Genomic DNA, 22,804 nt, shown 5'->3' with positions numbered 1-22,804 from the left:
TGGAGCGTTCCCTATTCCCAAAAACACGCTTGAGGATCGCTTTCCAATTCGGTGAGTAGGTCTTCAAGCGTTTGGCTGTATGGAAGTGGCTTATAAGGTATCCACCTTAATAATTCGTTGCGGTACGTTGGGACGTAGAAATACCAAAGCTGATTGCCCTCATCAAACACGATCTTCGCGACGGGAGAGGTATATTCGCTGTGCTGTGAATCAAGAAGGAAATGCGCTCTATGAAGTTCGACACCATTCTCCACTGGCTCATATAGGCACTTACCCTGCTCGACAGGCAGGTTAGCATTACGCGCAGAGCAGAGCGATTGAACTGATTTGTATAAACGACTTGTCGCCATTTGGGACACTGACATCAACGTTCTCCCGATGGATGATAGTTAGAGCTGTCGATCCTAGTATATAACCTTTACACCACCATCGATGGTGATTATCTGCCTACCTCAAACAAAGGGTGGCTATATTCTCATTTACTCAGATTATCATCTCACTTTGCTTGGAAACGCTACCTACATCACCTCTTGGTTAGAAAGAATTCCCTTGTTTAGACCCGACAGTTCACAAAAGTGTAACCTGAACGCAATATCATAAACGCTGCTTTATACCGTATATGGAGTTTAATATGTTACGTTTTACTGTGGCGACGTTATTGGCCATAGCAGTCTCCCTCCCCGCCATTGCAAAAGAAATTAATATCTCTGGGTCAACCTCGGTTGCTCGCGTAATGGATGTACTTGCAGAGGAATACAACAAAACACACCCGGACGATTACATTGCAGTTCAAGGTATTGGTTCTAGTGCGGGTATTACAATGGTTAATAAAGGTGTAGCCGAGATTGGGATGAGCTCTCGCTATCTGACAGAAAGCGAAAAAGGTGAAGATCTCAACGTATATCCTATCGCTTATGATGGCCTAGCTGTTGTTGTAAACCGTACAAACTCTGTAAAAAACCTTTCTCAACAACAACTATTTGATATCTACAAAGGTAAAATCAAGAATTGGAAAGAGGTTGGTGGTGCAGATCAACCTATCGCTGTTGTCACTAGAGAGGCGTCTTCAGGCTCACGCTACAGTTTTGAAAGTCTGCTAGGACTAACCAAAATCGTAAATGATCGCCTCGTCTCAGATATCAGCCCGAACAACTTGGTTGTAAATAGCAACAGCATGGTAAAAACCATCGTGAACCATAATACTCGTGCAATTGGTTTTATTTCTGTGGGATCAGTAGATCGCTCAATAAAAGCGATTCAATTAGATGGTATTGACCCAACTTCGGCAAACATTAGCAATCACAAGTATAAATTGGCGCGGCCATTCCTAGTACTCTACAAAGTCAATAAGATTAGCGAACCAGGTAAAGGGTTCGTCACCTTCCTTCGCTCAGAACAAGGACAAAAAGCGATTGCTGATTACGGTTACACTCCAGTAAAAAGCTTTAATCAATAAAACCAAAAAGAGAGCATATTAATGCTCTCTTTTTATGTGTTTTCTATCTGGCTCTGGAATTAGAAATGCAGTTGAATAACAGAAACGACAACAGCACCAGGTCGACGAATACCTTCGATTTCCACTTTAATTTCACGCTCGATCTCCAAACCTTTTTTGATCGGCGTTACTTTTGTTAACGTGCTGACAGCACGAACATTGTTTCCTGCTTTAACAGGGTAAGGGAAACGAACTTGGTTTAAGCCTAAGTTAACGACCATTTTGGCTGTTGGGAACATTGGCTTATCAGGGTCCACTGAGTCAGTCAATTTAGGCAACAATGCTAATGTTAAAAAACCATGGGCGATGGTTGTCTTAAATGGAGATTCAACTGACGCGCGTTCTGGATCTGTGTGAATCCACTGCATGTCTTCCGTTACCGCACCAAATTGATTGATACGTTCTTGAGATACATGCACCCAGTCACCAGTGTGAATCACCTCACCAATTTTTTCACTTAACTCGTCATACAGCTTTTGAGCCTCAGATGCCATTACGATTGGTGCAGGTTGAGGCGCAACCTCTTCGTTAACAGCTGGCTGTTGGTGATCACGAACTTTTGAGAAAAGAAAGCTATTCTGAGCTTTTCCCAAAAAGTCACTCCAATAATCGCGTAGCGTTGGAGACATCCAATTCATAAACTCGGATTGATGAGCAGAAATCGCATCAACTTTGTCTTTAAATAGATTTGTGACCTTCATAAACACCCTTAAAAAATTTAAGCACAACTGGCTATACCAGTTAATTTTGAATTAGTTCACAAAGTCTTGCAAATACTTTCGGGCGAACACCTGTACCCTAAAAGCAAGTTATTTCTTAAATATCATAAAGATAACAATAAAACACCATTTTATTGACTTGCGCCAATATAAAGTAAAAACTCTATAAATTGCTACTATTTGTCTCTTTTTTACCCCATTTTCAAACTGTTTAACATTACATCAGCGACTATAAAACGAGCAAACAGTACTTCTATTATAATTCAGCACTTTACAAGTCGGACTATGCTCCCTATTATACGTTCCGCAACGGAGAGATGGCTGAGTGGTTGAAAGCACCGGTCTTGAAAACCGGCATACGTTAATAGCGTATCTAGGGTTCAAATCCCTATCTCTCCGCCACATTCAAGCCCTTGATTTATCAAGGGCTTTTCTCGTTTTAAGACGATCAAATGTCACCTAATACAAGTAGGTGATACATATGTATTTGATTAAATTGAGCAATAACGTGTTTTATACACGTATTTCCACTCCAGCTATTCTGCAAACTTCTCTGGGTTATCCGAGAGAGATTCGTCTCTCTCTTTTCACTAAATATCGTCGATTAGCTACCAAACGAAATGCTCAGCTTGCTAGTGCGATCCACACGCTACATGAACAAGCTTTAGCAGAAAACATCCCTTATACAGATTTTAAGATTAGCTTATCTACAAAGGTGGGGGAGATTCGCCAACAGTTCTGCTCTAATCTTCCGCATGTAGACAACCCACAGTCAAAATGTACGTCAATGAGTATAGAGACCCGAGCCATGCCTGCTCCTGCTCCTGCTCCTGCTCCTGCTCCTGCTCCTGCTCCTGCTCCTGAAGAAAGCGTAAACAGTCGTTTGATTGGAGCACAAGAACTTACCACAGAGTTAAATAACTTTATTCGTAGTAAACGTCTGGAACAAGTAACGCCTTTGACTCTAACTCAATTAAATCAACGGTGTACTAACTTCTTGAGCTATCTAGCCAAACAGGAGATCTGCTTATCTGCGAAAGCTGCCAACACTTACAGAGATCACTTAATTGAAAAAGGACTAAGTGCAAAGACAGTAAAAGAATACATTGCAGCCAATAAGCAGTTCTTTGATTACTGTGAACGAATTGAACTCATTGAGAAAAATGTCTTCAAAGCGATTAAAGCGCCGAAAAGTCGTGTAGCTAAAGCATCACAACAGCGTGACCGCTGGCAGTTAAAAGAGCTTAAAAAGTTATTTTCTAGTTCCGAATATCGTAAAAAAGAAGTTCAATTTAATTGGACAACCAAGATACAGCTATACCACGGTTGCCGCCCTTCCGAAGTTTGCCAGTTAACGACCAGTGACATTCAAATAATTGAAGGTGTCCCATGCATTACTATTTCAGACTCAGAAGCGGATCAACGGGTAAAAACTTCCAATGCTTTGCGTATTGTCCCCTTGCACAATCAATTGATAAACGAAGGGTTTCTTGAGTATGTGCAAGGACGCCGAGAGCAAAAGCAAAAACAGCTTTTTGATTACAAGCCGCATGGAGACAACAAAGATTGGTCATTTCGATATCGCACTAACTTAGGGAAGCTGCAAACAGCAATTGGAATGAAGCCGAATGCGCGACCAACGGCATACTCATTCCGACATACTTTTATCGATGAGTTAAAGATTGCTGATATACCAGAGCACATAGTGGCTGAAATCGTTGGGCATGCTCATCCTAACATCACCTTCGGACGATACGGAAAACAAGCGAAAATTCACCAATTGCATGAAGCAGTTAATAAATTTCCAGCAGTGGAGGTGAAGTATGCGTAAACTCGCAAATTTTGAACTTAAAGCGATTCTAGAAGCTATTGAACATGCTGAGTTTACAAATAGCTATGACTTTTTCAATCTGTTAACTTGCGGGATATCAATAGAACAGATTAGGGCAGTATATAGACTCAGATCAGCTTTGCTGCGTGACTCTTCTAAAACGATCTTCGATTATCCGTTGTTTATTGATCAAATTTACTCAAGTGTTGAGTCCTTCTACTCAGTGAAGGAAGCTCTGGGATACGAGGTTGATACCCAAGAAATAGAGCGGGAAGATAAGCTTATATTTCTTATGCAGTTTCTAGCTGAAAACAAAATGCAACTCAGTATAGACCGCCGTAATACACCGTACTCTATTGCAATAAATCTAGGCTAGGAAGGAGCTTTAGTATGGAAGACATTCATGAACAGTTAGGCGTCAACAAAGCATATCTCAATGATACATTTGCCATGATACGTATTGCGAAAGACGGCGAGGTATGGATTCAGTATTCCGATAAACTCGATATACCTGCTGGCATAAAGGCTGTACGAATTGCAGCGGAAGTTCTAAAAATCATAGCTACTGAGTCAACTAACTATAACTAACAAAGTTTCTAAACCTAGATAAAAGCGGCTGTAACGAGCCGCTTTTAAAGAGATTTTGGGTAAAGGCAAAAGAGTCTAACGCCCGATACCGCAGCCCTCCAGCACTTTTTTTTGCAACTGTAAAGCTGAAACTAACTTCAATATGAATCTGATATGCAGAGGTAGTTTATGTTGTTCCAACATGTCTATTTTAAGAAATGCTATATCCAAAAAACAACTAAATACTATACAATATGCCTTTCAATGCATGGTTAGCATGATGAGTTGTTAATGCTGATTTTCAATTAGTCAGACTCATGAAGATAAAGGAAATTAAGTATGATCACACTGCCTGCTTCACTTAATATAGAAAAAATAGAGGATGTCATATCCAAAATATGTGAAGGACAAAGTAATCCCGAGTTAGAGCTACCGATCTCTTCAAAGGGTTTCGCATTTGGAGGATACGCTGCGGCAATTCAGGCAGTAAATACGTGGGCTAGCAATAATGAGAAACGAGAACTGATTGTTAAACCTAGTTCTTTGGAAGTCGAAGAACAGCTGGAACATATAGTTAAATATCCACATAAGTTTACTGCTGCAATGATGGCAAAAAAAGTCTCTTTAAATTTCGATCAAAAAATGGACGTGAGGAAAAAAGTTAACAGTTTAGCTAAAGCAGCAATAGAACAACAATCAACTCACTCTTACGGTCAAAACCATGGACGACTTTGTTGGTATTCTTTTGTTGATCATAGTAGTAAAGGATTTGATAGAAATTTTTATCTATCTTCCACAACACAGCATGCTGCACCGCAAAGCCTAGAGCAGATTACAAATATAATTAGCTCTATGGTAAGGAAATCGTCCATTGTCGCGGGAGGTAGCGAACTACTAGGAAAAGAGGATGCTAACGAGCTAGGACGTTTATTTTATGAATTATTCGTCAATACGCATGAACATGGTAGCCGAGGTAAAAATAGAAATATATGGTTAAAACCCGCAACTAGAGTTATTTATACATATGGTATTAACTTATCTGACGATGCGGTAGCAAACTCAATTAGTAATAACGAAGTATTGCAAGATTACTTATCAGCGTTAGGAAAAACTTCTAGATCAACAAATCGATTTATTGAGATTAGCATCATAGATGCTGGTTTAGGATATAGCGGTCGTTGGCTTGCTGATAACCCTAAAGATGGTTCTTTTGAGCAACTTACTATTTCAAATGAGTACGAAATATTAAAAAAATGCTTCAAATTTAGAAGTACTTCTTCCAACAATCTAGTTAAAGGTAATGGATTACCAGCAGTAATGGCAAATCTTACCCTCTTAAATGGTTTTATGAGAGTGAGGAGTAATAGGTTATCCTTATATCGCGACTTTGTTAATCAACCATTTATTGAGCAAGAAAATGACAGTTACGAGTTTATGGATTGGGATTCAAGACAAAAATGCAATAACAATATAACTCAGAAAGCAAACGCTGCAGGCGTATCAATCACTATCTTAATACCACTTGTTGACAAAACGGAATTGGAAGGTAATTCACTATGAGTCGTTATTTTTCGTTTAGGTTCAATAAGAAAGCTAATTCATCAAAGCAAACATTGGTATTATTTTGTCACTTTGATATTGATGCATCATCAATGATTAAAGAGATAAAAGAAGATGTAATGTTGAACTTAGTACCCAGTGATGTTGTAGTTCTTGGCTATGATTTGACAGAAGAGTTCAAAACTAAAATCATTGAAAACGCATTGTTTGTATCTGAATTTGAATCATTTATTGGTAATATAAGTGAAAAGTTAGATTTCCTATCAATTGGTGAAGATGGCAGTATTCATGAAATAGGTAAGAGTGAAGAGGTTCAGTTTAAAAAAGAGATGTTAACGACGGGTGCCAATCACATATTCAAGAGTAGAAAAGGTCTTATAACCTCTTCTCCTAGTTATCACTTTGAAAAGCCATCAGGAGATCATTGTGACAAGTTTATTCGTGCATCAAACTTATTTACATCTGGTGTGGAAGTCGCTTTTTTAGCAATTAGCTTACTTCCTTACTTATCCAAAAACATTTCAAGAATATATGTTGACACTTCATCAATTTCTTTCTTAGTTAGTATTGCTATACAGTTATCAAAGCAGTTTAAAAATAAACAACCAATAATAGAAAGCTTTGAATCATATTCGGTATTTGAGCAACCATACGGCTTTGTAACAAGTCCTGATAGTTTGGTTATTATATCTGCAACTACAAGTGGTGGTTTAACCAATACTTTGCTTAAAGATACAGCTTTTTCACAAGAAAATATCTTGACTTTATTTTATTCAAATATTCCTAGTGAACAAAAAGGGCTTTTTAATATCTCGGATGTTGTTGATCAAGGTATAATTTCGGTCCCACAAGAACATTGTAAGTTCTGTCAACAAGGGTCAAAAGTTATTAGGATTGAAGGCGAACAGTTCCTCCCAGAGACTCCTAAGCATGAACTGTTAGTTATAAAAAAAGTAGATTTTGATTTAAAGCGTCAAAATTTCTTTAGGGAATTTGCAGTTAAAGGTTTACTAAAATTTGACACTTCTCCTAATGAAGATTGGGAAAAGGAACATTTTTATATTGATATAAATAAATTGCTTATTTCCAGTGCGGAAAGTTTCAAAAAATCAATAAAAAAGAAACTTAATAAACACTTTTCTAGAGATGTTAAAACGGTTATTTCATTAGATGATGATGGTTCTCTGGCATTGGCCAAAGAGATTGAAAATCAAATTAATGATAATAGTATTGACTGGGTTAAGTTTTCTGAAATAAATGAGGAGGAGCTAAAAGATCGTAGTTCAATATTTGTAGTTGCTGGTGCAATTACATCAGGAAGGAAATTATTAGCTACGGCAAGAAAGCTTCGTGGAATTTCAAATCTCGCTACAATCACTTACTTTGTAGGGTTCTCAAAATTGCCTAGCCAAGCGGCATTCGAGCAGCTTGAAAAAGATCTATGCTTGGGAGGATTTGAACTAGTCGTACTACGAAGTTGCAGCCTGCCTAGATTCAACGAAAGCCACAAATCCGTTTGGGACATAGAAAAAGAATATCTTTCCGCCTTTAGTGATACTGATGATCCGTTATCAGATGTAGACCATCATGATCCCTTACCTAACTTGTTGGCAGAAAGAACGAACATATTAGACGCTGTTTCTCCAAATGATTTATTTTTAACATCAGCTAACGGTGAGTCATTAAAATTGAGGGAAACCTTTGCCTTTTGGGCTGGATTAGAACTTGATACACAAGAATCTAGCCAAGCTGATGTATATTGGACTATCCAAGCTATCTTACATGACCTGAGGAGTAAAAGTGACAATGGATTGGCTACGACATATCATTCAACATTGATTAGTCCAGTCTGTTTTGATCGCTTTAACGACGGTGTAATTCAAGCTTGTTTGCTGCGAGCAGCTAGACCTATTGAGCTTAACTATGGCGTCGATGAGATTTACAGTCGGCAAATGACAGATATAATAGTCTCTGTCCTACAAAATTGGGATAACCCACAAGGAGAAGCCTCTTTAGAGTTTCTATTTGCGCTATGGTGCGGTCAGCTAAAATTGCTCAATACCCACCTTAAGGAAATCGTAAATTTGGAACTTGAAGGGGTATCTAATGACATCAAGTTTCTTTTGAAGCGATTGGATAATCAAATAAACCTAATAGATTAAACGGCATAGATATCCTTTCCAAGTCTAGACAACTCATACAACAGTCTAGACTTGGACATCGTTACTTTAAGTATCATATGTCAAGTCGTTAACTATGGTTTCAACAATCCTTTCAGATATTCAGTTCGTGAAACACGAACCGTACTTTGTGAACCATATCTGAAACTCATTTGGGGCAATGGAAAGCTAGTCCATACGCCATGATATCTAAACTTTGGCTCACTCTTCGGGAAGTGACTAAAGTTCATCAAGCATGCCTTTCAGTCCATTAAGCTAAACCCAATCGTCTTAGCATTTTAGAGATTGCTACTCACCACAACCTTCCCCTACCAACCAATATTCTGGTTATTTTTTGACCAATCAGATCATTTTTTTAAAAAAATTTTCTAGGTAAAAAATCTCGATAAACTCGATGTCTATAGGTTTGATAAATAATCTCAAATTCGATATCGATTCTTTCTACGTATAGATAAACAATGTCAAAAGTAAATATTTTATTGTTAATTTTCAATATCTTACATCATTGACGACTGTGGTTTTTGGCCGTACCTTCCGTTTTGACGAATGACTTGCATTCGATAAAAAACGGAAAATATTATGAAAACTATTACAACTACAAAGTCACCAACTGTAAAAGACTACATCGACGCATATCTCATAGAGAGAAAATATTGTGCTGCTCCCTCGACATTAGCCTCCGACCTCAGCAGAGCAAAGAATATAAACGAGGCATTGGGAGAATTCCCCATCAATGCCGTTAGCCACACTCAGATTAATATGCTTCTGGTAAGTTGGCATGAGCGCTTTCGAAACAAAACCATCAACGAACATCTGACAATCTTACGTCGCATTTCTTTGAAAGCGGTACGTGATGGCGTAATTGCACGAAATCCAATGAACGGCGTACAGAACTTCAAAACTGTGGATCCTGAGCCAAACCCTTTCACAAAAAAGGAATTAGCACGGATGCATGAGTGCAAGGATGTCTGCACCCAGGGACAGAATGCAGTAATGCTGAATCTGCTGACAGGTCTTCGTATCAGTGAACTGATAGCGTTGTCTTGGCAAGATATAAACTGGGAACGCGAAGTGCTCTATGTCCGTCGCGCTTGTGTATTGAACATTTATAAATGCCCGAAGACTAAAGGTTCTGTACGTGAAGTTGATTTAAATCCACTTGCTTTAAAACTATTGAAAGAGCAGCTGAAACTTACAGGAAAGCGCCACCCACAAACAATCAACATTCTTGAATGTGACAATAAAACATTCACGAAAGACTCTGTCAGTTTCATTTTCCTAAATACGAAAACGAATCAACCTTTTACTGATGCTAAAGAATTCACTGAGCGATTCTTCATCAAATTTCTAGAACGAGCGGGTGTGGCTCACAGAGGTGTTGGTCAGCTACGCCATACATTTGCTTCCCAGTGCCTAACTGCGGGGATCAGCAAAGACTGGCTCGCGGTTCAAATGGGACATAAAAGCACAACAATGATCGACAAGCACTACGGTCGATGGATTCGTGAAGATTCACCAAACTACGCAAGAGAGGCTGCGCAACACCTTCAGGAGATATTCGGCCTACCGCAAATAAAGCCAACAGTGACTTTACCTGCTGTTCCTCACTCTTCGTTAGTGTTGTTGAAAAAACTTCAGTCCAAACCACAGCTCATTCAACTTCTTGAAGGCATGCTGGAGAGCGACAGATGAGCACGGTGACCATTGAGACCAAACATAAAGTCGTACATTTTGAAAATGTGACGACATGGCAACCCGCTACGCTTCCGTCACACTTTTGCTCCGCAAAAGATGCACGGAAGCTGCGGGCAAGAGAAGGCTCTCTTGACTCTCTAACTCGACCTCAGGGAGGTCGAGAATGAGAACAATCAGACTATTCCACCGACGAATGAATTACTCTTCAACTACAGAAAGTCGTGTGAAATGCGAACACTCTCTTGCGCATTCACTGCGGATTGCTCCTCCAACTAATGCCAAAATATCCAAGAAACTTGAGTGGAACGAGGAGCTAAGTCAACACAATTTCATGTGGATAAACAACCATATTTCTCCAATAGAATCTTGGACTGAAGCTGAGCGGCTTGAACTCTTGTATAAGATTGTTCCACAGCCACGTATTCACAACCAATTAAAGCTTCAAACACAGCAGCGCCAGTATCGCCGAAAAATGAAAAACGCAATAGATAGTGAAATCAAAAGTGGTAACACGGATGCTGCTAAGTTTTTGCAGAGTATTTTAGAAACTGATGGTCATGTTTCGTACTCCTCTATTCAGAAGTTTTCTCTTTTGACAATGCAGCGCAAGAAACAGCGTCTCAAGATGCTAGAGACTTATCTGAACGCTCACAATCAACTACAACACAGAGCGCCGACCAATAACATATTCATCCAAGAAGGGATTTTTAAGATCCCTCACCGATGGGAGGTTGGTAGTGATCTGGTGAATGCTTCGGATTATATCGAGTTCACTCGACTATTTCTTGGGCATTATTTCCCAGACTATGAAGTTAAAACAATTATTTGCCATGACGATGAACGGGATAAAAACCAAAACACAGGGTGCCACACGCATTATTTTTTATCTGCGTTGAATCAGAAAACCAACAAATTTGATCTTCACAAACGCCAAATACAAGTTGTGAGCGAATACATAGAAAAAGTTACAGGGGTAAAGGATTTCTTTCCGAATGATTCAAAGTTGACACGTGAGGAGACGCAAGACTTTGGGCATTACTTTCAACGAATGGTTCAGGATTTTGCGAATAAACATTTGTGTCGTTCAAAGGGGTTGTTAGTTGAGTTTTCTACTGAAACAGAAAGGAGAACAAAGCAGCGTAAAGAAATGAATCAGCAAGCAAAACTTCCGAAAAGCCAGAGGAAAAACAACTTAAATAACTACTTGCTCAAAAGACAAGCAATACAACGCAAGGAACTCGCGAGTGATATTGAAGCTGGAAGAAGTGAACTAGACGACATTAAAACGCAAGTTGCTATTTCTACAGGCGAAAACGAAATGATCAATGAACTAAAAAGGCAAAATAGTCGAGATATTTCTGCTGAGAAAAAAGAAATCGTTCAATTGCGTGCTGAAAAGCTCGCTTTAGAAAAATTAGTTCAAAACTTAAAAGATGACATCATCCGTCCTTTAAGCCAGTTCTGCCAGTCAGTTTTCTTGGGTTTGAAAGCTAAAGAATCAGGTCAATCACGGATGGTTGAATCATTTTTGGATAACGCCATGAAAGATATGTTGAACCTGCCACCCAGCATTCAGGTAAAAGCAAAGCTGCTGTTGGAATCAGTAGAACTGCGCAAAAGTAATCTTGAGCGCAATAAGACCGACCAAAAGTCAGAAAGCGATACGTTTGAAAGGTAAGTTAGTTAAGTTCTTAACTTACTAACTTACTAACTTTCATTAAAAAAACAATAATAATGGTGAACAGCATGGCAAGGCCGAAAACTTACACTGATGAAGACCTCATCCAAGCCGCTAATGAGCTGATTAGCAGAGGAAAGAAGCCCAGCGGGTGGCGAATTAGAGAGTATTTACAACGAGGAAAAAGCTCTTCGATTCAGGCTGATCTGGAAAAGCTCATTGCTGACGGTAGGATTCCAGAAGCACAAAATGATCCCCCATCAACAACTACTCAAGTAAGAACCTCATATGAGCTACCAGCGGAAATTCAAGAGCTTCTCGAAAGAAAGGAACATGATATCTCCACATCACTTCGAGATATTGTTATCGCTATGAATGACTGTATTCATACCCATTTTGAGTCAATTACTTACACACGCATTAGAGAAGCAGAGGCAATCAGCCAACACGCGATCAAACAAAAAGAGCAGTCTGAGGGAGAAGCTTTGGATATTGAACAGACTCTCCAAAGGGCTACAGATGCAAATGATGAACTAGAGGAGAAAATTGAAGCTCTGCAATCTGAGCTAGTCGAATCACAACACGAGAAATCTGAGTTACTAAAAAATATCAGTCAACTTACGAGTTCACTCAATCAAGCAAATGACAGGTTAGAAAACCAGCAAGATACCATTTGTGGTCTCCAAGCCAGTCTATCAAAAGTCGAGAAAGCGCATTCAGCACTAACAGTACAACGAGAATATGCACTTAACGATGTGGAAAGGCTTGAATCTCAGCTGACTGAACTATCTGAACGCTATGAGAGCACTTGTCTCAAATTAACTGAAAGTTCGATTAAGCTACAGTCAATGACAGAAGCACTGGAAAATTCTGAACGTAAGTTAAGCACTGTCCAGGATGAAAATACCGATCTTTCAGTAAATTATCGAATCTTAGAGAGTAAGCTACATGAGTATCAATCTAATATCGCAGAACTTAACCGTGTAAATCATGAACTTGAGAAGCAGCTGACGTACTTTTTAGAAGAAACTGACTCCATTTGTGATGCTGTCAATGACTCATCAAGTGGACACTAAAGTATGCTATGGTTACTCCTATCGTCTACTTATCACACTAAACAATATGGATATTCAAACGGCGTTAGAACGTCTGCATAAATTTGATAGGCAACGCATTTATGTATATACCAAGCGCAACTTGCGAAGAGTATTTTTTGATGACAGTGAAGAAGCTTTTAAGCAAAGTTTACCGCGTTTAATCAAGTTTGGGGTACTAGAACGAGCTTGCCGAGGCGTTTATGTGTTTGCTTTAAGTCGCTACAGAGGTGGTTATACCATTGAATATGTGGCTAAAAGTCTACGTCGTGGTGAATACAATTACATCTCGCTTGAATCTGCTCTTTCAGAATATGGTGTAATTTCTCAGATTCCTATTGATCGTCTGACAGTAATGACTACTGGTCGAAAGGGTGTATTCAAGACTCCATACGGGGTGATCGAATTTACACACACTGATCGCTGCGATATCGATATTCTGAACAATACAATTCTTTCTGATAGACCTTTGAGAATCGCAACAGAGTCTGCGGCGATTCGAGATTTGAAGCGCGTTGGCAGGAATACTCATATGCTTTGCAATGAGTTTGATTGAGCACGGTAGGTTTACTAGAACTCTCCATTGAGGTCGATTTTGTAGTCACCGACGATCTCGTCCATTTCCTGTTTGAGCACAGGTGTGATGATTACTAGGTTATAGCAGTTTTCCTCAATATCTTAACCCAGCAGTTGAGAAAATCGTTCTTATGCTGAGCTTCTAAAGCATCATCCTCGCCTGTTTCTGCTGAGTGCTTCGTACATACTCCTCCGATATATACTGCTACCGTTTAGGTTGTTTAAACATATACTCATAATCAACAGAGTGCTTATTTGCATTAGATCAAACAACCCGTAGTTTCTCATTGCTTGAATTCGGTTGATTGGTAGACTCGATTGCAATCATCACTTTATCCTTTTTTGGTGGATTGTGATACTAGCATTAGGGAAGAGCCAAAATGAAAAAAATTGATCTGCATGTGCACACAGTTGTGACCCCTAGCGACCCATACTTTGACTATTCACTGGATACTCTCAGGCGGTATGTGACTGAAAGTAATATAGATTGTATTGCTATCACTAATCATAACAAGTTTGATAAAGAGCAGTTTCTCTTGATAAGAGAAGAGTTATCAAAGACTGTGGTTTTCCCTGGTATTGAAGTTGATCTGGAAGGTGGCCATATACTAGTAATCGCTGATAACTCAGACGTGGAAGACTTCAGTTCCCGATGTTCACTAGTGACTAAAGACATTCCTGATGCTAAAAGTGATATAGATTACAATAGGTTTATAGAAATATTTGAAGATCTTTCCAAATACATCATCATTCCACATATTGATAAAACTCCATCTATAAAGAAACCAACGTTGCATAAATTAGGGGATGTAGTTACCTGTGGCGAAGTACAGAGCGTTAAAAAGTTTCTCTATGCATTAAATGGAACTGGTTTAACCCCAGTTCTTTTTAGTGATATGCGAGCTAAACGTGACTTAGAGCACTTACCTGTAAGACAAACTTATGTCGATGTCGGAGAATTAACACATTCTTCGTTAAAAACTGCCTTGAAAAATAGTGATAAATTGGCTTTAACTGAAAAGGAAGGAAACCGATTCTTCCAAGTGCTTGATAATGGGCTAGAAATATCAACAGGACTCAATGTTTTACTAGGACAGCGTTCCTCAGGAAAGTCTCATACTCTAAATGAAATATTTAATTATTCTGAAAATGAAAAAATTAAGTACATCAAACAATTTGAGCTTCTTGAAAGAAGTGATAGTGATGATGAATCTAAGTTTGAGTCAAAATTGAGAGATGGAAAAAAACATTACATAACTGAATATTTAAAAGAGTTTAAGTCAGTTATTGATGACGTAAAAGAAATTAATATTACTCAATCTGAAAAAAGTATCGAGAAATATCTTGAGTCGCTAAAACAATTTGCAGAAAATCAAGATAGGCATGACTCATTTTCATCAACCGCTATTTTTAGTGAAGAACAATACAAACCTACAAGTTTGAGTTCAATTGAGGAATTAATTAAATCTGTTAGAAATATATTAGATAATGTTAACTATAAAAACATAATTGACCAACATATAAATCGAGATAGTTTGATTAATCTTCTCAAAGATTTGATTGTGGAACACAATAGAGAATATAAAATTAACGCTCAAAAACTGTATGTAAATAGCATTATAAGAGATGCTCAAGCTCAATTGAATGTTCAATCTGCCACAGCACCAATTTCAGAAGTAGATTTGTATAAAACCGCTCTTGATAGAAAAAATATTAGCAAATTTGAATCCATTGTTGGTTTTATAAAAACTGAAAGCCAAGAGTCTATTGAATCAATATACGGATACAATGTTGTAGCAAGAAAAGAACCTTATAAAGGGGCAAATGAACTTCGCAGAAACAATGGCAATAAAGGTCGATTCTCTGATGCGTATGAAAAATATGATAATGCATATGAATTTCTACAGGAACTCAAAGAGATTGAGACTATTGACAAATCACAACTACATACATTTTTTTGTGATATTAATTATGAGGTTTTAAACTCTCTTGGTTACAAAGTGTCAGGTGGAGAACGTTCAGAGTTTAGGCTTCTTCAAAATATAAATGATGCATACAACTATGATATGCTAATGATCGATGAGCCAGAGTCATCTTTTGATAATGTTTTTCTCTTAAATAAAGTCAATAAAATTATTAAAGACCTTTCTAAGAACATGCCTGTAATTTTGGTTACGCATAATAATACTGTAGGAGCATCAATAAGCCCTGATTACCTTTTATATACAAGAAAAGACGTCATAGATGGAGAAGTTACGTATAACATATTTTATGGTCATCCGACTGACAGAGTTCTGCATAGTTTAGATGGAAAAACACAACCAAACTATGATGTCATTATTAATTGTCTAGAAGCTGGTGCAGAACCATATAGAGTGCGAGGAGATTCTTATGAAGCGATTAAAAATTGAGAGATCACAGGCTACCTATACTGTTGACGGTATAAACTGGGTAAGTATAGAAAAAATTGGTAAAGAGGATTTACTGTTTCTTGTTGATACAGTGTTTGAAGAAGACTTCGACATGGATAATCCTGACGAGTCAAGAATTGGTAACGAAGCTCATAAGATAATATATGAAAATATCTATAAGAAATTCAAAAAACTGATTGAAGAAAAAAAGAACTTTCAAGATGAAAGTGAAATTAAATACAAGGATGCGTTAGAGAAATATTCAAAATATTAATGTAATATAAAGATGATAATGCAAACCTAAGTTCCAATGGTAATTAATGAATCGTCGGAATATCTAAAGCCGTTTTTATCTTTTTCTGGCTAAAATAAACCTTTATATTTTTATTTTAAACGGCTTTAGTGGTTCTATGAAATTTTACCAATCATCAGGATCACGAAGCTTTGCTTGTTCACGGCTTACAGCTTTGTCTTGAATATGTAGCTCAAGATCTAGTGATGATAGCAGGCGCATCAGACTTTCGATACTGGACGAGGCAGGATCACGTTCAAGTTTCGACACCGTTGTCTGTTTTAGACCAACAATATCTCCGACTTTGGTTTGGTTGCGCCTTTGATTCCTGCGTACATCACGCAAGTATATCCCCAGTTGCTTAGGACTTGTTATGAGCATATCTGCCTCCAATCTAAATTAACCCCTGTAGGGGATATTAGCACTTTAACCCCTGTGAGGGTTAAAGTTAATTTTACCCCCGCACAGGGGTAATCAGTAATAGCTAAGATTAAGAGGATTAGTTGACTGGGTAAGGATACTAGAAAAATATTTTGGCTTATATGCTTGATGCTCTTGCTAAGTTCGATTGTTTTCGTATACTGATTGTGATTAACATTCGTCAACGTGACATTTGGTTGATGAACGTAGAAAGCTAGAAAATTCAAGAGCTTGATATATATAGGTTTTCAAAGAGATGGGGTTCAAATCCCTATCTCTCCGCCACTTATTTAGAAAGCTCGCATTTATTGCGAGCTTTCGTCGTTTTAGTGTTTGTAAAATGACGGAGGTTCGAACCCCTAGTCGTATACGGCCCCAGAACTTCACCACATTCCAATAAAGAGCCCGCTAAAAGTTAGCGGGCTCTTTATTTCTATTTTCTAGTGTTTAAGCAAACTTCTTAATCATTTCAGATAGGTCATTGGTACAACTTTGCACTTTAGAGTTCATCTGATTCGTTTCTGTCATCAGATCATACGATTCACTGTACTTTAAGTTAAGCGACTGGATGTTTTCGTTAATCTCATCCGTTACGTAAACCTGTTCTTCTATCGATACCGCAATTTGTTGATTTCGCTCGACTACATCCTGAACGAGAGATTGCAGCTGTTGGATGCTCTCTAAAGCCGTGCCTAATAATGATACCGTTCCAATAGACATTTCATTGCCTTTCTCTAGCGCAGAAACCGCTGATTTACTGCCCTTTTGAATTCCTTCAATGGCCGCTTTAATTTCTGTTGTCGATTCCTGTGTTCTTTTAGCAAGGGTTCTCACTTCATCCGCAACGACTGCAAACCCTCTCCCTTGTTCGCCTGCCCTCGCCGCTTCAATTGCTGCATTCAACGCTAATAAGTTGGTTTGTTCAGCAATATCATTGATCACTTCAACAACGGTTCCTATTTGCTCGGTTTGTTGGTTCAAACGCATGACCACTTTAGAGATTTCGCCGAGCTCATCCACCAGCTCTAGTACCGAGTGGTTAACATTATCGATAACGCTACTGCTATCTGTCATCGTGTTCTGCGCTTCTAGCGTAGCATCAGCAGTCGCTTGAGCATTATTTGATATCTCAGATGATGAGGCTTGCATCTCGTTGACCGCTGTAGCGACCGAGTCGATCTCTACTTTCTGTGCACTCAAGTTTTCCGTCACTTGCTGGCTATTCGTCGCAGCACTGTTGGCACTTGCACGCGTTTCTTCGCAAGAGTCTTTTACAGACACACCGACTCGCCCTAATAGCGCATCTGCAAATTGCTTACGCATCTTCATACCCAGCTCAATTTCAGCCAGATCGTTAATTTTTCCGCAATAAATATACTCCATTAGTGGATTGTTGAAGTCTTGCCTAGCCTGTCTAGCAAGCTTCTCAACTGGCCTGGTTAATACATAAATTGAGAAAACGGAAAGTAATGCAGCAATGCCAAAGGCCACCGCTGGTGATTGATTCATTTGTAGAGTTAGCAAGCCAAGAAAGTTTGAAATGAAAAGAAAGAAGGCTGCTCTCATCCACAAACGCGTACGAGGAAGATACATTTGCAATGGTTTACCGTTATTCCGAAGCTTTGAATACGCTTTTTCCGCTCGTTGAACGTGTATACGCTCAGGTTTAAATCGAACCGATTGGTATTCAACAACTTCACCATTGGATTTGATAGGAGAAGCAAACGCATCAACCCAATAATACCCTCCGTTTTTACGTCGGTTTTTCACCATTCCCATCCAGTGTTTTCCGGCTTTTAGGTGCGTCCATAAATCTTTAAAAGCCTGCTTCGGCATGTCTGGGTGGCGTACAACATTGTGAGGCTTACCGATAAGTTCACCATCACCAAACCCCGCGACTTCATTAAAGTTTTCACTGGCATATTTGATATAGCTGGACGTATCGGTGATAGAAACTAGGCTGTAACTCGAAGGGTAATCATATTCCGTTTCACTCATAAACATGTGTCCTTACATTGATTAATTAAATAAACGGCAAGTATGAGTGTAGCAGCATAACATTTATGCGCATAATGATAAGCTCATTGTAAAATTCAATAAAATTACTGATAGGTCAATTTATTACCTGCAAACATAGTGGCGGTTTCACTCTCAAATAGCACTACCCTTGAGTGCGCACAAGATGCTGCATTGATTAAAATTAATACACAAAAGCGCTTCCTTACTGAGTTCGTAAATTGTTATAAATAAACGATTACAACGAAAACAAGGAAGACAAACATATGACTATTCGTTTTAGTCAGCTTGCCGCTCAAGGGAACACGGCTCACCTATTTATTGACGATTGGAAAATAGACACTCAGCAATCTTGGGGAATATTCAGCGCGGATGGGGATATTGGAGCTCTACTTGGAGACCTTATTTGTGGTGAACTTTCACCAATAAGCGGGAAACTTGAGCTTGATGGGCTGTCCGTTGCTCAAGTGTCGTTATCAGAGCAACAGCGATTACTGGAAAGAGAATTAGAAAAGGACGATACAGACTTTCTTGATCGTATCGATCAAGGCAGTACCATTTACTCACTCATTCAGGAGCGCAGCCAAGACGCTGATTTAATAGATCAACTGATTACCGACCTCGACCTAACTCACCTTAAAGACAGTGGCTTTCGTGTTCTCTCTACAGGGGAAACAAGACGAGTGATGTTAGCTCGCGCTTTAGCAACACAGCCTGATTTGTTACTGCTAGATAACCCATTTACTGGTTTAGATATTGCCCATCGAGCAGCTCTCGCTCACTATTTACACTCGCTTTCTCAAACCGTACAGCTACTGGTCACCTTCTCTCGCGAGTCTGATATGCCTGAGTGGATTGATCGCGTTGCGCTTTTCAGTGCAGGAAAGCTGGACAGTACAATGGATAAATCCAGTTTGGATAATCATCCAATCATTGGACAACTTAAATCTCAGTCCGAGCAACAGAGTGAAGAAATGATGAGCTTGATACGTCAGCATCAGCACTCGACACACTTCAACAACCCAATATTTGAACTAACAAATGGGTCTGTTGAATACACTGATAAGAAGATCTTTACTGACTTAAACTGGCGAATAGACAAAGGTCAGCATTGGCAGATCAAAGGCCCAAATGGCTGTGGGAAGAGCACCTTGCTTGGGTTAATCTTTGGTGATCATCCTCAGTGCTACAGCAATGACATTGATATCTTTGGTAAAAAGCGAGGGTCTGGCGAGACAATCTGGGAAATTAAGCAGCACATAGGTATGGTATCTTCAGCGTTACACCTTCAATACCGCGTTAACTGCAGTGCGCTAGACGTGATTTTGTCCGGTTTTTACGACTCCATAGGGTTGTATAACCAACCCACTCGTAAAGAAGTGGACATCGCAAACGAATGGCTCGACATCCTACATATGAGCCAATACCGAAAAACCTCATTCAAGCAATTAGAGTACGGTCAGCAGCGCCTGTTGTTGATTGCAAGAGCCATCGTTAAACAACCAACATTACTGATTTTGGACGAGCCATATCAAGGGTTAGATTTTCTTGGTAGGCGTTTAGTTAAGAATACTCTTGAGCTCATCGCCCGAGAGAATTTAAGCCAGCTATTGTATGTATCTCATTACCAAGAAGACCGCTTGGATAGCATCAAGAATGAGTTAGAGTTTGTTTTTGATGACAATGACCAATGTTATCGGGCTAACGTTTACCAATCATAATGACTTCGCTGAGCAAGTTGATCATAAGGTAAAGGCTTGGAGTAAAAATATCCTTGATGATATCGCACTCCCATCTTTTTCAAATGGTCGGCTTGCGCCGTTGTTTCTACACCTTCAGCGATGAGTTGTACTTTTAGCTCTTCCGCAAAGTGAACAATAGCTTTTAAAACAGAAGCACTAAGGCTAGGTATACCAATAGTTTCGACAAAACATTTATCGATTTTTAGGTAATCAATACGCATGTGCTGCAGAAACGCCAGCGAGGTTTGACCGGTACCAAAATCGTCGATTAACACATCAATACCATGTACTCGCAGCGCTGCAATGCACTTTCTGGCTTCAGCATCAATGAGTTGACGTTCTGTTATCTCTATGCCTAATGAGACGTTATTTCGACTTAACTTCCTGTCAATGAGTTGAATCTTTCTAATCGCGTTTGGCCCAACCAAGTAACCTGGCGGCACATTAATACCAAGGTGAACAGACTGATTAAAGTCTAATTTACTAAAATCTTCTGCCGCTTTATCGAGAACGTAATCCGTGAGCAAAAAGACCAATCCACTTTGCTCCGCCGCTGGCACAAACTCATCAGGAGAAATGAACCCTTTATTCTGATGTTCCCATCGCACTAGGGCTTCAAAACCAAATAGTTGACCAGTATCAACGTTAATCTGGGGCTGGTAATACAGAGTCAACTCGCCTTTCTTTATGGCTTTCTTTAAATCCAGAACCAAGCTTCGATGAGGATCGATAAATTTATTTAACGCATATAAGCAAAGATAGATAACAAAAATGATTGGAATTGAATACAAAAAATAGGAAAGTGTTCTCTGTTTGACGAATAGATCGCTAGCTTCACTCAAAGCTTCATACTCAAACATTTGCGACGATTTGATGCCAATAGGATTACTTCCCGTTCTCAACGCTTCTTCAGGTGCAACTTGGTCAAGAATAAATAAGGCAGAGCGTTTTAAACGTAAATCGTTATTAAATCCTATCTTCGCATTAAAGTAGTCATGATCAATAATCGTCACCGCTTGATAACCTCGCTCTCCTTCGGTCACGACGAGCAAAAATTGGTCATATACGCTATCCACGTTTCCCAGTGCTAACGCTTGTCCCTCAGGAAATGTAATGTGCTCGGCTAACGGCTTAGAAATTACGCCCAGTTTAGAAGAACACGTAATGATCCCATCTTTTACAATCAGCATTTCTTCGATATCTCGTTCAAACATCAAGTTTTGCTGAAGCTCTTCACATCGTCTAGGATGCAACAAAGCCGTGCGGTTTTCGGTCTCTATTTGGAATAAAATTTCGTCTGCGATTTGAACGTTTTTTTCTAATAGATGATTGAGGTTGTTTTGCACGCTTTCACGAGCTAAATACAAGACCTCGCCAACAATCAAAGGAATGGGCAACAAAAAAATGATGGCTTTTTTAAAAAGCGCCTTATTCAGCATATAAAAGTAACCTTTTATAAAACCGATTTACTTAGATGGTATCTGGATTCTGATACCCACTAGCAACTCTCGTTTATAATATTATTTATTTAGATTAACTCAGTATGCGAAACACTTGGTAATACCGCAAACTAAACAATGCCTTAATCCCTCCTGTTCCAATTTAGCATCAAACGACTCAAACCTGAGACGTCAATACGACATCATTTTTGAGCCTATCGGTACCGAGGTAAGCCCTCAGTCGTCAAATTCTCACTCTACGAGAATTACCCATTAAAATTATTTTTCTTTTCTCAGTGATTAAGAATTATATTTGTCGTAATTCATATAACACGTTACAACACTCTCATGACGACAAACAAAGCTAATGCGAACCAGGTAAACGAAAAAGCACTGCAGTTGTTAATGCAAGTTGCAGTTAGTCCATTCCCAGTCTCTGCGAAAACGCTAAGCGAGCAATTGAACGTTCCTTTGAGCAGTCTCTACCGACACTTGAAGCTGCTCAAAGAGTGGAACTTGATTGAAGAAAGCGTACACGACAAGACATTTGTCGTTGGCCCGGCAGCATTGCTGCTCATGCATAGCTATGAGACCGCACAGCATGGGTTAGATATGGTCGAAACCATACTGGCTCGGTTGGTACAACAAACAGGGGAAATGGCCGCTTATATGGTACCTGCAGGGTATCGCGCGCTTTGTGTCAGACAAAAAGAAAGTATGCAGGCGCTACGTTGCAGCTTCGTCCAGGGTCAAAGTCAACCTCTGCTACGTGGTGCCTCATCTAAAGTGATGCTCGCTTTTATGCCTCAAAGTCGATGCGAGAAAATCTTGAGATACTTTAATCAAGATCACCGACGAGACGAATGGGAACAAGAGCTCACAACCATCCGTAAACACGGATATGCCGTCAGTACTTCAGAAATTGACCCGGGTGTTTCTGGCATCAGTGCACCAGTGATGAAAGGAAGCAAACTGATCGGCGCGGTCTCGGTGATGGCTCCGGCCCACCGAGTCGAAAAGGATAAGCAGCGCATTATTTTGCATGTGTTGCAAGCGGCAAGGGCACTACCACCAGAAAGGTAATTCATC

At 39.3% G+C, this 22,804-nt stretch carries 19 protein-coding genes and 1 tRNA gene; 15 read left to right on the top strand and 5 right to left on the bottom strand.

Annotation, left to right across the window (positions count from 1 at the left end; genetic code table 11):
* Positions 1–11 precede the first annotated feature (11 nt).
* Positions 12–365: a DUF3024 domain-containing protein gene (locus OO778_RS23810; RefSeq protein ID WP_104970115.1), complete on the bottom strand. Its 354-nt coding sequence runs from the start codon at positions 363–365 to the stop codon at positions 12–14.
* Positions 366–631: 266 nt separating this feature from the next.
* Here OO778_RS23810 and OO778_RS23805 point away from each other — a divergent pair, with 266 nt between their 5' ends.
* Positions 632–1,456 carry a phosphate ABC transporter substrate-binding protein gene (locus OO778_RS23805; protein ID WP_005391035.1) on the top strand — a complete coding sequence of 275 codons (825 nt, stop codon included), beginning with the start codon at positions 632–634 and terminating at the stop codon, positions 1,454–1,456.
* 59 nt (positions 1,457–1,515) lie between these two features.
* Here OO778_RS23805 and OO778_RS23800 read toward each other — a convergent pair whose 3' ends face one another.
* Positions 1,516–2,196, bottom strand: a complete 681-nt coding sequence (locus OO778_RS23800) for a MaoC family dehydratase (protein ID WP_258676770.1) — start codon at positions 2,194–2,196, stop codon at positions 1,516–1,518.
* A 329-nt stretch (positions 2,197–2,525) separates the two neighbouring features.
* Here OO778_RS23800 and OO778_RS23795 point away from each other — a divergent pair.
* The 12 genes from OO778_RS23795 (at position 2,526) to OO778_RS23740 (ending at position 16,080) form a co-directional block, all read left to right on the top strand.
* Positions 2,526–2,616, top strand: a tRNA-Ser gene (locus OO778_RS23795).
* A gap of 79 nt (positions 2,617–2,695) precedes the next feature.
* Positions 2,696–4,045: a tyrosine-type recombinase/integrase gene (locus OO778_RS23790; protein WP_264911955.1), complete on the top strand. Its 1,350-nt coding sequence runs from the start codon at positions 2,696–2,698 to the stop codon at positions 4,043–4,045.
* Positions 4,038–4,421, top strand: coding sequence for a hypothetical protein (locus OO778_RS23785; protein ID WP_114716753.1), 384 nt, complete (start codon positions 4,038–4,040; stop codon positions 4,419–4,421). The genes OO778_RS23790 and OO778_RS23785 overlap by 8 nt, the downstream gene beginning before the upstream one ends.
* A 14-nt stretch (positions 4,422–4,435) precedes the next feature.
* A complete protein-coding gene (locus tag OO778_RS23780; protein WP_069489848.1) occupies positions 4,436–4,633 on the top strand; it encodes a hypothetical protein in 198 nt (65 codons plus the stop codon).
* Between the two features lie 318 nt (positions 4,634–4,951).
* Entirely contained in the window at positions 4,952–6,172 is a 1,221-nt protein-coding gene (locus tag OO778_RS23775; protein WP_069489847.1) for a hypothetical protein, read from the top strand.
* The gene (locus OO778_RS23770; RefSeq protein ID WP_069489846.1) at positions 6,169–8,334 is read left to right on the top strand and encodes a hypothetical protein; all 2,166 of its coding nucleotides are present in this window, start codon (positions 6,169–6,171) and stop codon (positions 8,332–8,334) included. The genes OO778_RS23775 and OO778_RS23770 overlap by 4 nt, the downstream gene beginning before the upstream one ends.
* Before the next feature lie 597 nt (positions 8,335–8,931).
* On the top strand, positions 8,932–10,044 hold the full coding sequence (locus OO778_RS23765; protein WP_264911952.1) for a site-specific integrase: 1,113 nt from the start codon (positions 8,932–8,934) through the stop codon (positions 10,042–10,044).
* 166 nt (positions 10,045–10,210) lie between these two features.
* The gene (locus OO778_RS23760) at positions 10,211–11,725 is read left to right on the top strand and encodes a hypothetical protein (protein WP_264911950.1); all 1,515 of its coding nucleotides are present in this window, start codon (positions 10,211–10,213) and stop codon (positions 11,723–11,725) included.
* 68 nt (positions 11,726–11,793) lie between these two features.
* Positions 11,794–12,801, top strand: a complete 1,008-nt coding sequence (locus OO778_RS23755) for a DNA-binding protein (RefSeq protein WP_069489843.1) — start codon at positions 11,794–11,796, stop codon at positions 12,799–12,801.
* 46 nt (positions 12,802–12,847) lie between these two features.
* Entirely contained in the window at positions 12,848–13,375 is a 528-nt protein-coding gene (locus OO778_RS23750) for a hypothetical protein (RefSeq protein ID WP_069489907.1), read from the top strand.
* Between the two features lie 400 nt (positions 13,376–13,775).
* Entirely contained in the window at positions 13,776–15,806 is a 2,031-nt protein-coding gene (locus OO778_RS23745; protein WP_233262894.1) for a hypothetical protein, read from the top strand.
* Positions 15,787–16,080, top strand: a complete 294-nt coding sequence (locus tag OO778_RS23740) for a hypothetical protein (protein ID WP_024703267.1) — start codon at positions 15,787–15,789, stop codon at positions 16,078–16,080. The genes OO778_RS23745 and OO778_RS23740 overlap by 20 nt, the downstream gene beginning before the upstream one ends.
* A 144-nt stretch (positions 16,081–16,224) precedes the next feature.
* Here the strand turns inward: OO778_RS23740 and OO778_RS23735 are convergent, their stop codons facing one another.
* Together OO778_RS23735 and OO778_RS23730 are read right to left on the bottom strand one after the other, a co-directional pair.
* Entirely contained in the window at positions 16,225–16,479 is a 255-nt protein-coding gene (locus OO778_RS23735) for a helix-turn-helix domain-containing protein (protein WP_011106029.1), read from the bottom strand.
* 486 nt (positions 16,480–16,965) lie between these two features.
* Complete coding sequence (locus tag OO778_RS23730) at positions 16,966–18,516, bottom strand: PAS domain-containing methyl-accepting chemotaxis protein (protein ID WP_074189970.1); 1,551 nt, start codon at positions 18,514–18,516, stop codon at positions 16,966–16,968.
* Positions 18,517–18,800: 284 nt separating this feature from the next.
* On the opposite strand from OO778_RS23730, the gene modF reads away from it, so the two are divergent.
* Positions 18,801–20,255 (top strand): molybdate ABC transporter ATP-binding protein ModF, encoded by a 1,455-nt coding sequence (gene modF / locus OO778_RS23725; RefSeq protein ID WP_074189969.1) that lies wholly within the window; start codon positions 18,801–18,803, stop codon positions 20,253–20,255.
* Here modF and OO778_RS23720 read toward each other — a convergent pair.
* Positions 20,243–21,715 carry an EAL domain-containing protein gene (locus OO778_RS23720; RefSeq protein WP_264911945.1) on the bottom strand — a complete coding sequence of 491 codons (1,473 nt, stop codon included), beginning with the start codon at positions 21,713–21,715 and terminating at the stop codon, positions 20,243–20,245. The two genes, modF and OO778_RS23720, sit on opposite strands and share 13 nt — an antisense overlap.
* Positions 21,716–22,063: 348 nt before the next feature.
* Between OO778_RS23720 and OO778_RS23715 the strand changes: the two genes are divergently transcribed.
* A complete protein-coding gene (locus tag OO778_RS23715) occupies positions 22,064–22,798 on the top strand; it encodes an IclR family transcriptional regulator (protein WP_005391048.1) in 735 nt (244 codons plus the stop codon).
* The last annotated feature ends 6 nt before the right edge of the window (positions 22,799–22,804 follow it).

It is taken from the genome of Vibrio sp. STUT-A16, from assembly GCF_026000495.1.
GTDB lineage: Bacteria > Pseudomonadota > Gammaproteobacteria > Enterobacterales > Vibrionaceae > Vibrio > Vibrio diabolicus.
This window is presented reverse-complemented; position numbering and strand designations above follow the sequence as displayed.